Genomic DNA, 15038 nt, shown 5'->3' on the forward strand with positions numbered 1-15038 from the left:
CCGCCCCCCTGTCAGATTTCCATGGCCTGAACCGCCACCGCGATGGCAAGGCCCAGCTTGTGATGATCTTCCATCTCAAAATGCACGCCATCCACCGGCGACGGCGCAATCACCTGCCCGACATCCAGAAAGGCAAGTCCCCAGCGTTCGGCAACCCCGGCATAGGCCTCGGCAAGGCTCTGCGATTTCGGGGCGGCCCCGGCATAGATCTCGGCCAGACAACCCGCCTCAAGCACCGGGGGCGGGCAGACCAGCAACAGCGCCGGGGGGGCGCCGCCCGGCCCGGTGACGCTTTGCCGGATCACCCGGACAAGCTGTTCCACGCAGATCGCGATTTCCACCGGCGGCAGGCCGAACCGCGCCTTCATGTCATTGGTGCCCAGCATCAGGATGACCAGATCGACCGGCGCATGGCTTTCAAGAATCGCGGGCAGCACCGGCAGCCCGTTCTTGTGATGGCCCGAAACGGGGTCAGGATGCACCGTGGTTCGGCCGGGCAAGGCCTCCTCAACCAGATGCCAGCCGGGGCCCAGTTTCGTGGCCATGACACCCGGCCAGCGGTCAGCCCGCGCGTAACGCCCGCGCGTCTGCAGATCCGGCAAGGGTTTCGTGCCATGGCTGTTCGAATCGCCATAGACCAGAACCGTCTTTTCCATGATGCACCCCTTGCCCTGATGGCCCACTTGGCCAGCCCTGACCGACACCTAGCCAAGCGCCCCCCGCCTGTCCATCCGGCGGAAGGGCTTGGCCTGCGCCGGCATCCCATCTAACATGTCAGCATATGGAGGATGACATGACAATAGCGACACGCGTCTGGGACCGTCTGGGCAATGGCGGGCTGACCTTTACCGAACTGGGCTTCGGCACCGCGCCCTTGGGCAATCTTTACCGCGCCATCAGCGATGCCGAGGCGCAGGCGGTGCTGGAGGCGGCATGGGCCGGGGGCGTGCGCCATTTCGACACCGCGCCGCTTTATGGCATGGGCCTGTCCGAAACGCGGCTGAACCGCTTTCTGCGCGGCAAGCCGAGGGACGAGTATGTGCTGTCCACCAAGGTCGGCAGGCTTTTGCAGGCCGCCACCCCGGACACCCGCGACGGGATCGGCAAATGGTTCGAGGTGCCATCGCGCCGCGAGGTCTATGATTACGGTCATGATGCGGTGCTGCGGTCGGTCGAATTCTCGCTGGAACGGCTGGGCGTGGACCGGATCGACATTCTGTATGGCCATGACATCGACCTCTTCAACCATGGCAGCGCCGAGGTGTTGCAGGCCAAACTGACCGAATTCATCGGGGGCGGATACCGCGCCCTGCTGCGCCTGCGCGACGAAGGCGTGATCCGCGCCTTCGGGGCGGGGCTGAACGAATGGCAATCCTGCCAATGGCTGGCCGAGCGGGGCGATTTCGACCTGTTCCTGCTGGCCGGTCGCTACACGCTGCTGGAACAGGAGGCGCTGGACAGCTTCCTGCCGCTTTGCCAGTCGCGGGGAATCGGCATCGTGCTGGGCGGCCCCTACAATTCGGGCATCCTTGCCACCGGCGCGCGGCCCGGGGCGTTCTACAATTACAACCCCGCCCCGCAGCCGATCCTTGACCGTGTCGCGCGCATTGAGGCGGTCTGCGCCGCCCATGGCGTGCGGATGGTCGATGCCGCCTTCCGCTTCCCGCTCTGCCATCCTGCGGTGGTTTCGGTCATCCCCGGCGGGCAGGGCGTGCAGGAGATGGAGGCCAATCTGGCCGCCGCAAAGGCGGTGATCCCCGCAGCCCTCTGGTCCGATCTGAAAACCGACGGGCTGCTGCGCGACGACGCGCCCGTGGGCTGAATACCGGACCGGCCTGCGCCTGCGTCAGTCACGCAGGCGCAGGCCATCGGCACCGAAATGAAAGGCGCGCGCCGCATCGAAACCCAGCCGCAGCACGCTGTCCACATCATAGTCATGCTCCCCAAACAGGCGCAGGGTCAGCAAGCCATGCGCCTCGGTCGTGACATAGACCAGCGTTTCGCCGCCCAGTTTCTCGACATGGCTGACACTGCCGGAAATCGGCCCATCGTTGTCAGGGCGCAGATGTTCGGGGCGCAGGCCCACCGTTTCGGACCGCATCCCCAGGGCCGCGCCCTTCAGGAAATTCATCTGTGGACTGCCGATGAACCCGGCCACGAAGGTATTCGCCGGATCCTTGTACAGATCCATCGGTGCGCCCACCTGTTCCACCCGACCCGCGCGCAGCACCACAATCCGGTCGGCCAGTGTCATCGCCTCGACCTGATCATGGGTGACATAGACCATCGTCGCCCCCAGTTCACGGTGCAGGCGGGCAATCTCGATCCTTGTCTGGACGCGCAGCGCGGCATCCAGATTGGACAGCGGTTCATCGAACAGAAACAGCTTGGGCCGCCGCACGATGGCGCGGCCGATGGCAACCCGCTGGCGCTGCCCGCCCGACAATTCGGCAGGGCGCCGGTCCATCAGCGCGTCAAGCGACAGCATTCCGGCCGCCTTGTCGGTCATGGCGCGGATCTCATCCCGCGCAACGCCCGCCTGTTTCAGCGCCAGCCCCATATTGGCGCGCACATCCAGATGCGGGTAAAGCGCATAGCTTTGGAACACCATCGCGATTTCACGCTTGGCCGGGGCGCGGTCATTCACCCGTTCGCCGTCGATCATGACATCGCCGCCGGTCACGTCCTCCAGCCCCGCGATCATGCGCAAAAGCGTGGATTTGCCGCAGCCCGAGGGGCCGACAAAGACGCAGAATTCGCCATGTTCCACCTGCAGGTCGACGCCCTTGATGACATCGGTGCTGCCAAAGGATTTGGTGACATTGGTCAAGGTCAACGCGCCCATGGGCAGCCCTCCTTCATGGTTGGAACCGTCACAGTTTCACCGGCTGCCCGGAGCGCACGCTTTCATCCGCCGCAAGGCAGACCGCCAGCGAACGGACCGCATCGGTCATGTGGCGGGTCAGGTCCAGATCCTCGGCTATCGCGCGGGCGACAAAGGCCTGTTCGCGGTCGCACAGATCCTGATGGCCGGGCTCATCCGCCATATCCAGATCCTCATGCGCCTGACCCACGCGATGCACACGCAAGGTGCTGGTCTTGGTATGGGTGTCGATATCGTCGGACCGCGCAATATCGGGCATCCGGATCGAGACCGCGCCGCGCGGGGAAACCACATCCTTCACGAAAAACGCGGTATCCGACATCATCGGCCCCCAGCCCGCCTCATACCAGCCGACGGACCCATCTTCGAACAGCACCTGAAAATGGCCGTAATTATACATATCCGGCGCGATTTCATCGGACAGACGCAGCCCCATGCCGCGCACCTCCACCGGGGCGGCATCGGTGATCTGACACATCACATCGACATAATGCACACCGCAATCCACGATGGGCGGCGTGGTCTGCATCAGCGCCTTGTGCACCTCCCATGTCAGGCCGCTGGACTGCTGGTTCAGGTTCAGCCGGAACACAAAGGGCCCGCCCATGTCCCGCGCCTCGGCGATGAGGCGCTGCCAGCTTGGGTGATGGCGCAGGATATAGCCCACGACCAGCTTGCGCCCCAGCCTTTGCGCCGCCGCAACCACCCGTTCGGCATCGGCCACCGTGGTCGCCAGCGGCTTTTCGACAAAAACATGCGCGCCCGCCTCCATCGCCGCGATGGCATATTCGGCATGGCTGTCGGAATAGGTCGCGATGCAGACCAGATCGGGCTTCAGCTCGGCCAGGGCTGCGCGGTAATCGGCCATCAGCGGATAGGACTGCAGATCGGCGGGCAGATCGACGGCGGACCGGTTGACCAGCCCCACCAGATCAAAGGCCGGATCCTTGTGGCAGGCCAGCGCATGGCTGCGCCCCATGTTTCCCAGTCCGGCGACAAGCGTGCGGATCATTTGACGGCTCCTGCGGTGATGCCCCGGATCAGATGCCGGGAAAAGATCAGATAGAGAACCAGCACCGGCACGATGGCCAGCGACAGCGCGGCCAGAACGGCGTTCCAGTTGGTGACGAACTGCCCGATGAAGACCTGACTGCCCAGCGTGATCGTCTTGACGCTTTCTCCCGGGGCAAGGATCAGCGGGAACCACAGATCGTTCCAGATCGGGATCAGCGTGAACACCGCGACCGTCGCCATGGCCGGGCGCACCAGCGGCAGGACCAGCCGGAAAAAGATGGTATATTCGCTCAGCCCGTCGATCCGGCCTGCATTCTTCAGATCGGATGACACATTGCGCATGAATTCCGACAGGATGAAAATCGCCAGCGGCAGCCCCTGCGCGGTATAGACCAGCACCAGCGCCGTGCGCGTATTGACCAGCCCCGTCGCCACCATCATCTGCAGGATCGCCACCGTGCCCAGCCGGATCGGAATCATGATCCCCAGCGCAAGATACAGCCCCATCAGCAAATTGCCGCGAAAGCGGTATTCGCTCAGCGCGAAGGCGGCCATGGCCCCGAACAGCAGCACGAAAAACAGGCTGGCCATGGTCACGATCATCGAATTGGTGAAGTAAAGCAGGAAATCCCCCTGCGCGAGAACGGTCTGATAACCCACCAGATCAAAGGTTTCCGCCGTCGGCAGCGCCAGCGGATCGGCAAAGATCACGCGGCGCGACTTGACGCTGTTGATGACGATGACAAAGACCGGAAACAGCGCGATCACGGTCCAGGTCAGCAGCGCCGCATGGGCGGCGATGCTGCGCGTCAGGGTGCCTTGGTTTCGGGCGATGCTCATCTGCGGACCTCAGAACTGATAGCGGCGCAGCCGCGTCTGGATCGCGAAAAGATAGACCGAGACCCCGACAAGAATGATCCCGAACATCGCCGTGGCAATCGTCGCCCCCATATGCGGATCACCCAGTTGCAACTGGAACCCAAAGAAGGTGCGATACAGGAAGGTGCCCAGAATATCGGTTGCGAAATTCGGCCCGGCCAGCGCGCCCTGACTGACATAGATCAGATCGAACGCGTTGAAATTCCCGACAAAGGTCAGGATCGAGATAATGCCGATCGAAGGCAGGATCAGCGGCAGCTTGATCTTCCAGAATTGCGACCAGGCGGTGACGCCGTCCATCTCGGCCGCCTCGATCACCTCATCGGGGATCGACAGCATCGCCGCATAGATCAGCATCATCGGGATGCCCACGAATTGCCAGACCGAGATCAGCGCCAGCGTGGTCAGGGCGTATTCCTCTTTCCCCAGCCATGGCGCAAACAGCGCCTTCAGCCCCACCGCATCCAGCATGTCGGGTGCAATGCCCCAGATCGGCGACAGGATCAGCTTCCACACGAAACCGACGATCACAAAGCTCAGGATCGTCGGAATGAAGATCGCCGTGCGGTAAAAGGCAGCCATGCGCAGCCGGGGGGAGGACAGCAGCGCCGCCAGCGCAATGCCGATCGGGTTCTGCACCAGCATATGCACCAGAAAGAACCAGGCATTGTTGCCCAGCGCGTTCCAGAACGCATCGGACCAGCGTGGATCGCCGAACAGGGTGCGGAAATTGGCCAGCCCCGCGAAAACGCGCTGCCCCGCCGCGTCAAAAGTAAACAGCGACAGGTTCAACGTCCCGAACAGCGGGATGATCATGATGGTGGTATAGACCAGCACCGCAGGCGCCAGAAAAACCGCGATATGCCAACGCACAGGCCTGCCCGCCGCCATGCTCTGTCCTCTTCATCTGTTCCCAAATATCCCGCAGGGGGTCCGGGGGGCGCGAAGCCCCCCGGGTGCCGCCGGCCCGGTTCCGGCCCTGCCGCTTACTTCTGCGGCTCGTACCAGCTTGCCAGCCCCGATTGCAGCCGTTCGGCCGCCGCCTCGGGCGTTTCGGTGCCACGGATCACATTGGCACTGGCATTCCAGGTCTCGTTTTCCAGATTGGGCGTGCCGCGCGACAGGATCTGATAGGTGGACCGGATCGTCGGCTCACAGCTGCTGCGCCAGCTGACGAAGTCCTGCGCCAGCGGGTCGGTCATCTCGACCGGGGTCGAATTCAGGCTGAAGAACCCCGGCAGCGCATTGGCATAAAGCGTTGCGAATTCCGGCGAGCCTGTCCATTCAAGGAAGGTCCGCGCGGCCTCGGCATTGGGCGAGGCGGCATTCAGCCCCAGCGCGATATCGGTATGGTCGCTGATATAGCAGGTATCGCCCTCGGCGGCGACGGGCGGTGCAAAGGCCCCCATTTCAAAGGCGCCGTCGATCTGCGGGGTGAAGACGCCGATTTCCCATGATCCGGCCGGATAGATCGCGGCACGGCCCAGCGTGAACAGGTTCTGGCTGTCGGGATAGGTCTGCGCCTCGAACCCGTCGCCCAGATAATCCTTCCAGCGTGCCAGCTGGCGGAAAGGTTCGACCCAGCCCTCTTCGGTCAGTTTCTGTTCCCCGGCGATCAGCGCCCGGCGACCCTCCTCCCCCTTCCAATAGGTCGGGCCGATATTCTGATAGGCCATGGTCGCCGCTTCCCATTGATCCGCCGTGCCCATCGCCATCGGGATGTAATTGCCATCCGCCTTGATCGCATCCAGCACCGAATAGAACTCATCCACTGTTTTCGGCGGCGTCAGGCCCAACTCTTCAAACGCGGTCTTGTTGTAGATGAAGCCATGGATGACCGAGGCCATCGGCACGCAGAAGGTGGCGGAACCGTCATCGGTCTGCCATGCCGATTTCGCGACATCCGAGAAATTGGCCATCGCGGGCAGATCGGTCAGATCGGCCAGACTGCCCTTGTTGAACAGTTCCAGCGAGGCGTCAAAGGGGCGGCAGGTGATCAGATCACCCGCCGATCCGGCATCCAGCTTGGAATTCAGCACCGCGTTGTATTCCGCCGGCGCACTGGGCGAGAACACGACCTTGATATCGGGATGCGCCGCCTCGAAGGCCGGAATGATGGTCTGCTGCCAGATCTGCAGATCGTCATTGCGCCAGCTTTCGATGGTCAGCGTGGTCTGTGCGGTTGCGGCCCCCGCCAGCATCGTGCTGGACAAAAGCGCAAACTGGATCGTTCTTTTCATCGTCGTCTCCCTGTTGTCGGGCCTTTGGTGGCCCGTTGGTTGCATGGTCTGTCACCGGGGCGGAAGCCGCCCGCCCGTCACGGTCAGCAGATCCGCCGCCGCCCCGGGGCTGTGTCCCTGCGCCACGAGTATGGCCGGTTTCACCGCGCCACCGGTCCGGGCCAGCGCCGCCTCGGCACGGTCGCGCGGCACCTGCGCCAGATCGGCCACGATCCGCGCCGCCCGGTCGGTCAGCTTGGCATTGTCGGCCACCAGATTGACCATGTATCCGTCATGGACATGGCCCAGATGAATCCCGATCAGGGTGGACACCATGTTCAGCGCCACCTTCTGCGCCGTGCCCGCCCCCATCCGGGTTGATCCCGAAACCACCTCGGGCCCGCTGTCCAGCAGCACGGCGATATCGGACAGATCCGCCAGCGGCGACCCGGCCACATTGGCAAAGCCCACGACCCTCACACCCCTGTCGCGCGCGGCCAGCGCCAGCGCCAGCGCATAGGGCGTGCGGCCTGAGGCGGAGAGGACGAACACCGCATCCCCCGCCGTCAGGCCCGAGCGGTCCAGATCAGCCAGCGCCAACGCCGGATCATCCTCGACAGTGCCCGTCATGTGCAAAAGCGCCGCAGCCCCCCCGGCAAACAGCATCGGGGTGCGCTCGGGCGGAATGCCGAATGTGCCCGCGAGTTCCAGACAATCGGCCAGCGCCATCAGCCCCGACGACCCCGCCCCGCCATAGCCCAGCCTCCCGCCCCGGCGCAGCGCCTCTGCCCCGGCCTCGGCGGCACGCAACAGCGCCGGGATTGCCGGGCCGACCACCGCCAGCGCCGCCGCCTGCGCCTGCAGCAGGGCCGTCAGAATCTCGGCCGCAGGACGGGCATGCAGTCCCACAGAATCGGGATGGCGCGCTTCGGTCGGCGATGACGTCATATGATTCCCCCCTTGCCCCTCGATAATGCCAAAACAATACCACTTGTAAAGTCCGTTGTTCGCCTACGCCTTTTTAGGCCAGTTTACGCAGGAAAAACTTCCTACTTTCCATCTGGTATTATTTTGGTATCTTATTCGCAATACGGAGGCAGGATGCAGGTATTTCTGGGAATTGACGGGGGTGGAACCGGATGCCGGGCGGCGCTTTGCGATGCGCAGGGCCGGATTCTGGGGCGTGGCGCGGCGGGGCCTGCCAATATCTCGACCGATACCGCAGGGGCGCTGGCCAATATCCTGACAGCCTCAAACGCCGCGCTGGATGCGGCGGGCGGCGTCGATCCGGCCCGGGTTTCTGCGGTGCTGGGGCTGGCCGGAGCGAATGTGTCCAGGGCGGCGGCACAACTCTCCGCCGGCCTGCCCTTCGCCCGCCACCGCATCGTTTCGGATGCGATGACCGCGACCGTCGGCGCGCTGCGCGGCGCGGACGGGATCGTGGCGGCGATGGGAACAGGTTCGGTCTTCGGGCTCAGCCACAAGGGCACATTCCGGCAATTCGGCGGGCGCGGGTTCGTGCTGGGGGATGAGGGCAGCGGTGCCGTTCTGGGCCGCGCCCTGCTGGCCGAGGCGCTGCGCGCCGAGGATGGTTTCGCGCCGATGACACCGCTTTTGCAATCGGTGCTGGACGGGCATGGCGGCGCCGAGGGTGTGATCGCTTTCAGCCTGCGGGCAAGTCCGGCAGAATTCGCGCAATTCGCCCCGAAACTGCTGCAAGGCGATGACCCTGCCGCCGAACGGATCATGACCGATGCCGTGATGGTTGTCCGCGCGATGATCAACCGGTTGCAGACGGATCCCCCCCTGCCGGTCGTCTTTCTGGGCGGGCTGGCCGGGGCCTATGCCGCCCGGCTTGCCCGGTGCTGGGACATCCGCGCGCCCTTGGGCAGCGGGCTGGACGGCGCATTGCTGCTGGCGCAGGGGGCGGGATGATGGACGAAGAGGCGCTGTTTTCTCCTCAGGGATTCGACGAGGCGGGCAGCGGCCCGCTTTATCTGCAACTGCATCGCCGCATCGCCGCCGCCATCGCCTCGGGGCGGCTGAAACCCGGTGACAGCCTGCCTGCCGAACGGGAAATGGCGGTGATGACCGGCCTTTCCCGCGTCACCGTCCGCAAGGGGGTCGAGGCACTGGTGGCCTCGGGGCAACTGGTGCAGCGACGCGGATCGGGCACTTTCGTCGCGCCCAAGGTCGAGCGGCTGGAACAGGCGCTGTCGCTGCTGACCTCCTTCACCGAGGATATGGCAAGGCGGGGCCGTCAGGTCGAAAGCATCTGGCTGGCGCGCGGGCTGCATGTGCCATCGCCGGAAGAGGTGATGGCACTGGGGCTGGGGGCCGATGACCGCGTGGCCCGGCTGGAACGCGTGCGCCGCAGTGACGACCTGCCGCTGGCCATCGAACGCGCCTCGCTTCCCGCCACGGTGCTGCCGGAGCCCGAGGCGGTCACCGGATCCCTTTATGCCGCATTGGAGGCGCGCGGACAGCGGCCCGTGCGCGCGGTGCAGCGGATCACCGCCGCCAATGTCGGCGCGCGCGATGCCGCCCTGCTGCAGGTCACCCCCGGCGTGGCCGGGCTGAAGATCGAGCGGATTTCCTATCTGCCCTCGGGCAAGGTCGTGGAATTCACCCGCTCGCTCTATCGCGGCGATGCCTATGACTTCGCCGTAGAACTCAAACTCGCGCCCGGGGCGACCGTCCCGGCGCAGGAAAGGACCGAAGAATGACGATCAGCCACATGGCCCGCGAAGTGGCCGAAATCCCCGAGGCGGCACAGCGGTTTCTGGACACTTCCCGCGATGCCGTGGCCGCTGCAGCCGAGGCCCTGCGCCATGCTGATCCGGCACTTGGGGTGACAGTGGCGCGGGGGTCTTCGGACCATGCCGCGACCTATCTGAAATATGCGTTTGAACTTGAGGCGGGCCTGCCCGTCGCCTCGGTCGGGCCCTCGGTCGCCTCAATCTATCACCGCCCGCTGCGGCTGGAACGCGCGGTCTGCATCGGCATTTCGCAATCGGGCCGCAGCCCCGATATCGTCGAGATGATGCACAGCGCAGGCAGCAATGGCGCGCTGACCATCGCGGTGACGAACCATGCCGACAGCCCGATGGCCGGGGCCTGCAGCCATTGCCTGCCGCTTTGCGCCGGTGAGGAAAAAAGCGTCGCGGCAACCAAGACCTTCGTGGTCAGTGTGCTGGCCGGATTGTCGCTGCTGGCCGAATGGCGGGATGATGCGGACCTGCGCGCCGCCGTGGCCGGATTGCCCGAGGCGCTGGCCGCTGCTGTGGCGCTGGACTGGGATCCGCTGGCCGCGCGGCTGGTGCGGGCGCAATCGGCCTATGTTCTGGGGCGCGGCCCCGCCTTTGCCACGGCTTGCGAAATGGCGCTGAAATTCAAGGAAACCTGCGGCATCCATGCCGAGGCCTATAGCGCCGCCGAGGTGCTGCACGGCCCCGCCGCCATCGTGCAGGCGCAGTTCCCGGTTCTGGCTCTGGGGATCGAGGATGCCGCCCTGCCGCAACTGCGCGCCACCGCTGAACGGCTGGCGGCACAGGGGGCGGATGTCTTTGTCACCCATGCGGATGTGCCCGGCACGACGCGGCTGCCCGCCGTTTCCGGCCTGCATCCTATCGTGGCGCCACTGGTCGCCATCGCGGCCTTCTATGCCTTTGTCGAGAAACTGGCCCGCAGGCGCGGCTTCGATCCCGACACGCCGCCGCATCTGCGCAAAGTGACCGAGACGGTGTAGGATGACCGAGGCGAATTCCACCCGCTTCCTGACCGGCGCGCGTATCTTTGACGGCGACAGCTTCCATGACGGCTGCGCGCTGCGGATCGACGCGGGCGTCCTCGCCGGGATCATCCCCGAGGCCGATCTGCCTCAGGGCGGGGATGCGGTGGAACGGGTTACCGGCGTGCTGGCCCCGGCCTTTGTCGATCTGCAGATCAATGGCGCGGGCGGGCATCAGATCGGCCCCGAAACGCGCCTGCAGGATCTGGCGAATATCTGCGCCATCCATCGCGGGCATGGCTGCGCGGGCGTGCTGCCCACGCTGATCACCGACCGGGCCGAGGTGACCGCGCGGGTGATCGAGGCCGGGATCGCGGCGGCGGCCTCGGGTGTTCCGGGCTTTCTGGGCCTGCATCTGGAAGGCCCGCATCTGGATCCGCGCCGCAAGGGCGCGCATGATCCCGCACTGATCCGCCCGATGGACGGCGATGACCTGAGCCGCCTATGCGCGGCGGCGGCGGCCCTGCCCGCGCTGATGGTGACGCTGGCCCCTGAAAGCGCGACCCCCGAACAGATTGCCGCCCTGACCCGGGCAGGTGCGGTGGTCAGTCTGGGCCACAGCGACTGCAGCCATGACACCGCACAGGCCGCCATCGCGGCAGGCGCGCGCTGCGCCACGCATCTGTTCAACGCGATGAGCCAGCTGGGCAATCGCGAACCGGGACTGGTGGGCGCGGTGCTTGGCGGCGATATCGCGGCGGGGGTGATCGCGGACGGCATCCATGTCCATCCCGAAACCCTGCGGCTGGCGCTGACCCTGCGGCCGGGGGGGATGTTCCTTGTCACCGATTGCATGGCCTTTGCCGGAACGGACCTGACCGAGATCCTGCTGAACGGCCGTCCGATCCGCCGCCATGCCGGGCGGCTGGAAATTGCTGACGGATCGCTGGCCGGGGCCGATCTGACCATGGCGCAGGCCATCGGGGTTCTGACCGGGCAGGTTGGCATCAACCCTGCCCGCGCGCTGGCCATGTCCTCCCGTATCCCCGCCGAGGTGATCGGCGCGGCCTTGGGCCGGATCGCGCCGGGGCGGGCGGCGGAACTGGTGCTGCTGAACCCGCAGGACTGGTCGCTGTCCCGGGTCTGGTCGGGGATGGGCTGGGCCGTCCCTGCTGCCGGTCCCTGACGACAAAGGGGGCAGCGCCGAAACCCTGCCCCCTTTTCACGCGTCCCTGCCCCATCCCTCAGCGCAGCATACGCGGCAGCCACAGCGACAGATCCGGCCAGATCGTCAGCACGAACAGCATCAGGAACAGCGGGATATAGAAGGGCACCACCGCGCGCAGCACTGTCCACATCGAGACCTTGGCGATATCGGACAGCATGAAGAGCGCAAGACCCAAGGGCGGCGTCAACAGCCCGATCATCAGGTTGAAGATGAAGACAATGCCCAGATGCACCGGATCAACCCCCGCCATCACCAGCGGCGCCGCGATCAGCGGCGCGACCAGCAGCGTGGCGGTCGTGCTGTCAAGAAACATGCCGACGACCAGCAGCAGCACATTCGCGATGAACAGCAGCATCAGCGGATCGGTCGACAGGGTCAGCAGCGTGCGGGTGAAGGTCTGGGGCAGTTGTTCCACCGCCATGACCCAGCCGAACAGCGCAGCGGCCGAGACGATGATCAGCACCGCCGAGGTGGTCTTGACCGTCTCGAACAGCGCAAAGACCAGCCGCTGCCATGTCAGACCGCGATAGAAGAACAGCGCAATGGCCAGCACATAGGCCACGGTGACGGATGCCGCCTCGGTCGGGGTGAACAACCCGTGCAACATGCCGCCCACCAGCAGGATCGGCGCAAACAGCGCCGGGGCGGCGGGCAGGAAGGCGGTCCAGACCTCGGCCACAGTCGGCCAGCGGCTTGACCTTGGATGGTTGTTGCGGATGGCGATCCAGCCGACGACCAGCATCAGAAACAGGATGAACAGAATCGCGGGAAGGATCCCCGCCACCAGAAGCTGCACGATGGACACGCTGGTCACCGATCCATAGATCACCAGCGGGATCGACGGCGGAAAGATCGGCCCGACCAGTGCCGAAGCCCCGGTGACCGCCGCCGAATAGGGCGGCGAAAACCCGGCATTGACCATGGCGCGCACCTGAATGCGGCCCAACCCGCTGATATCGGCCAGCGCCGCACCGGATGTGCCGGAAAAGACCAGCGAGCCGATGACATTGACCTGCGCCAGCCCGCCCGGAACGCGCCCGCCCAGAACCTGAGCGAAGCGGTAGATATGGCCGGTGATGCCGGCCTGATTCATCAGGCTGCCGACGAAGATAAAGACCGGCACCGCGACCAGTGGAAAGGAATCCAGCGCATAGGTCATGCGCTGCGCCATCATCTCGGTCGGAAAGCCCGAATAGAGGACATAGACCATCGCGGGAACGGCCAGCGCCACGACCACCGGAAAGCCCAGAATGAAGAACACCACGAAGGCAAGGATGAGGATCAGAGCCATGGCTGTCAGTTCCCCTTGCCCATCGGATCGAAGGTGATGTCGAACTCCTGCGGCGGTTCCTGTTCTTGCCGGAAGGTGATGTAAAGCGGTTGCCCTTGCAGCGCCTTGAACAACTGGATCAGGCATTCGACGCAGGTCATGGTGAAGCCCGCAAAGGCCGCACCGAAAAAGATGTAATAGGGAATGCCCAGCGTGGGCGTGGCATTGTCCATGTTGCGGCTGATCGCATAAAGGCTTGCAAAGGCAAGGATCGCGAAAGCCGCAATCGCGATCAGCGAGGTGCAGAACCGCACGATCACGATGATCCGGGACGGCAGGAAGGCCAGGATCTCTTCCATCCGGATGCTGGCCCCCGCCGAAACCACATAGGGAAAGGCCAGAAACACCGAACAGATCAGCATGAAGCGGGTCAACTCCTCGACGCCCACGATCGGGGTCGACAGGACTTCACGCAGCACGACCTGAATGAAGGGCAGCGCGATCAGCGTCGCCAGAACCACAAGGCTGGTCAGGCGGAACACCCAGCGGACAGGCTCGATCATGCGGTCGATGGCATAGGCGCGGCCATCGGTTGCGGTGACGGCCGCCGGAACATCGGGACCGGAGGGGGGGGCTTGCACGGCGTGGTCTCCTGACGGCTGGAAGGGCACGATGGAACGAAACGGCGAAATGAAGCGGGGGAACGAAACGGGCGCATGGAACGGGGCAAAGGGGCGGCACGATTGCGCGCCGCCCCCCCGGTTTCAGATGACCCGGGGTCAGGTCACTCGATGGCCTGGATCCGCTCGATCAGCGGTGCCCAGGTCGGAAAGTCCTTGGCCACTTCGGCGCCGACCGAAGTGCGGAATTCCTCAACCTTCAGACCATCGGCCTCGGTGATGAAGGTCATGCCCTTGCCCTTCAGCTCATCAATCAGGTCGACCTCGGCCTTCAGCCCCATTTCCAGGGTTTCCTCACCGATTTCAGCGGCGATTTCGCCAACGATGGCGCGGTCGGCCTCGGGGATCGACTGCCATGCATCCTCATTGATGAAGACCGGCAGCACGTTCTGCATATGACCGGTCAGCATCACATGGGTCTGCACTTCGAAAAGCTTGTTGGCGTTGATCATGGTCAGCGGGTTTTCCTGCCCGATCACCATGCCCGTCAACAGGGCTGTCGGCAGTTCGGCAACCTCGACCGGGGTCGGGATCGCGCCCATGCCGTTGATCATCGTCGTCCAGAGTTGCAGCGGAACGCCCCGGAAACGCTGTCCTTCCAGATCGGCGGGCGAATAGACCGCCATATTCGCCGTCATCTGCCGCGCACCCCGGTAAAGCCGCCCGATCACGCGGATATTGGCCGCATCCACCAGTTGCTGCGACAGATCCTGCATAACCTCGGAACTGTTGGGATCGGTCGCGGCCATGGCGTGCCGTCCGTCGCGATAGGCGAAGGGGGCAGCAAAGGCCGCGATATCGGGCAACAGCCGGGCCAGCGAGGCGAATTCATGATGCGCCAGCGGGATCGCGCCGCTGCGCACGCCGTCGACGGTTTCCTGCGCGCCGCCAAGCTGCGAGTTCGGGAAGACCTGAACCGTCACGCGGCCTTCGGTGCGTTCGGCCACGCGCTTGGCGAATTCCTCGGCATACCAGTACTGGATATCGCCTTCGGACCCGACATGGGCATAGCGGATCGTCACATCGGCCTGCGCCGAGGACACACCCAGCGACAGCGCAAGCGCCGCAGCCATGGATTTCAGCATCTGTCTTTTGTGCATTATAGTTTCCTCCTCCTTGATTTGACTGCGCTTT

15 protein-coding genes are annotated in these 15038 nt (G+C 64.8%); 5 read left to right on the forward strand and 10 right to left on the reverse strand.

Translation table 11 applies throughout. The features are described 5' to 3' along the window. Positions 1–11 precede the first annotated feature (11 nt). Positions 12–656 carry an SGNH/GDSL hydrolase family protein gene (locus tag JL811_RS14910; RefSeq protein WP_202689491.1) on the reverse strand — a complete coding sequence of 215 codons (645 nt, stop codon included), beginning with the start codon at positions 654–656 and terminating at the stop codon, positions 12–14. 137 nt (positions 657–793) lie between these two features. Between JL811_RS14910 and JL811_RS14915 the strand changes: the two genes are divergently transcribed. Then, a complete protein-coding gene (locus JL811_RS14915) occupies positions 794–1822 on the forward strand; it encodes an aldo/keto reductase (RefSeq protein ID WP_202689492.1) in 1029 nt (342 codons plus the stop codon). A 24-nt stretch (positions 1823–1846) separates the two neighbouring features. Here JL811_RS14915 and JL811_RS14920 read toward each other — a convergent pair whose 3' ends face one another. From JL811_RS14920 to JL811_RS14945, 6 genes are all read right to left on the reverse strand, one after another. Further along, the gene (locus JL811_RS14920) at positions 1847–2845 is read right to left on the reverse strand and encodes an ABC transporter ATP-binding protein (protein WP_202689493.1); all 999 of its coding nucleotides are present in this window, start codon (positions 2843–2845) and stop codon (positions 1847–1849) included. 28 nt (positions 2846–2873) lie between these two features. Continuing rightward, positions 2874–3896: a Gfo/Idh/MocA family protein gene (locus tag JL811_RS14925; protein ID WP_202689494.1), complete on the reverse strand. Its 1023-nt coding sequence runs from the start codon at positions 3894–3896 to the stop codon at positions 2874–2876. Then, on the reverse strand, positions 3893–4738 hold the full coding sequence (locus tag JL811_RS14930; protein WP_202689495.1) for a carbohydrate ABC transporter permease: 846 nt from the start codon (positions 4736–4738) through the stop codon (positions 3893–3895). Before JL811_RS14930 ends, JL811_RS14925 begins: the two co-directional genes overlap by 4 nt. Positions 4739–4747: 9 nt before the next feature. Then, on the reverse strand, positions 4748–5668 hold the full coding sequence (locus JL811_RS14935; protein WP_202689496.1) for a carbohydrate ABC transporter permease: 921 nt from the start codon (positions 5666–5668) through the stop codon (positions 4748–4750). A 95-nt stretch (positions 5669–5763) separates the two neighbouring features. Further along, positions 5764–7017 (reverse strand): ABC transporter substrate-binding protein, encoded by a 1254-nt coding sequence (locus JL811_RS14940; RefSeq protein ID WP_202689497.1) that lies wholly within the window; start codon positions 7015–7017, stop codon positions 5764–5766. Positions 7018–7068: 51 nt separating this feature from the next. Then, the gene (locus JL811_RS14945) at positions 7069–7944 is read right to left on the reverse strand and encodes an N-acetylmuramic acid 6-phosphate etherase (RefSeq protein WP_202689498.1); all 876 of its coding nucleotides are present in this window, start codon (positions 7942–7944) and stop codon (positions 7069–7071) included. Between the two features lie 153 nt (positions 7945–8097). Between JL811_RS14945 and JL811_RS14950 the strand changes: the two genes are divergently transcribed. From JL811_RS14950 to nagA, 4 genes are read left to right on the forward strand one after another with little or no spacing between them, the layout of a single operon-like run. Next, the gene (locus JL811_RS14950) at positions 8098–8931 is read left to right on the forward strand and encodes a glucosamine kinase nucleotide-binding domain-containing protein (RefSeq protein ID WP_202689499.1); all 834 of its coding nucleotides are present in this window, start codon (positions 8098–8100) and stop codon (positions 8929–8931) included. Next, entirely contained in the window at positions 8931–9722 is a 792-nt protein-coding gene (locus JL811_RS14955) for a GntR family transcriptional regulator (RefSeq protein ID WP_202689546.1), read from the forward strand. The genes JL811_RS14950 and JL811_RS14955 overlap by 1 nt, the downstream gene beginning before the upstream one ends. Continuing rightward, positions 9719–10744: an SIS domain-containing protein gene (locus JL811_RS14960; protein ID WP_202689500.1), complete on the forward strand. Its 1026-nt coding sequence runs from the start codon at positions 9719–9721 to the stop codon at positions 10742–10744. Before JL811_RS14955 ends, JL811_RS14960 begins: the two co-directional genes overlap by 4 nt. A gap of 1 nt (position 10745) precedes the next feature. Then, entirely contained in the window at positions 10746–11912 is a 1167-nt protein-coding gene (gene nagA, locus JL811_RS14965) for an N-acetylglucosamine-6-phosphate deacetylase (RefSeq protein ID WP_202689501.1), read from the forward strand. A gap of 58 nt (positions 11913–11970) precedes the next feature. Here nagA and JL811_RS14970 read toward each other — a convergent pair whose 3' ends face one another. The 3 genes from JL811_RS14970 to JL811_RS14980 form a co-directional block, all read right to left on the reverse strand. Further along, a complete protein-coding gene (locus JL811_RS14970; protein WP_202689502.1) occupies positions 11971–13245 on the reverse strand; it encodes a TRAP transporter large permease in 1275 nt (424 codons plus the stop codon). 5 nt (positions 13246–13250) lie between these two features. After that, the gene (locus tag JL811_RS14975; RefSeq protein WP_202689503.1) at positions 13251–13865 is read right to left on the reverse strand and encodes a TRAP transporter small permease subunit; all 615 of its coding nucleotides are present in this window, start codon (positions 13863–13865) and stop codon (positions 13251–13253) included. Positions 13866–14008: 143 nt separating this feature from the next. Continuing rightward, positions 14009–15004, reverse strand: a complete 996-nt coding sequence (locus tag JL811_RS14980; protein WP_202689504.1) for a TRAP transporter substrate-binding protein — start codon at positions 15002–15004, stop codon at positions 14009–14011. Positions 15005–15038 lie beyond the last annotated feature (34 nt).

Origin of the sequence: Szabonella alba (genome assembly GCF_016765775.1) — a bacterium.
Taxonomy (GTDB): Bacteria; Pseudomonadota; Alphaproteobacteria; order Rhodobacterales; family Rhodobacteraceae; genus Szabonella; species Szabonella alba.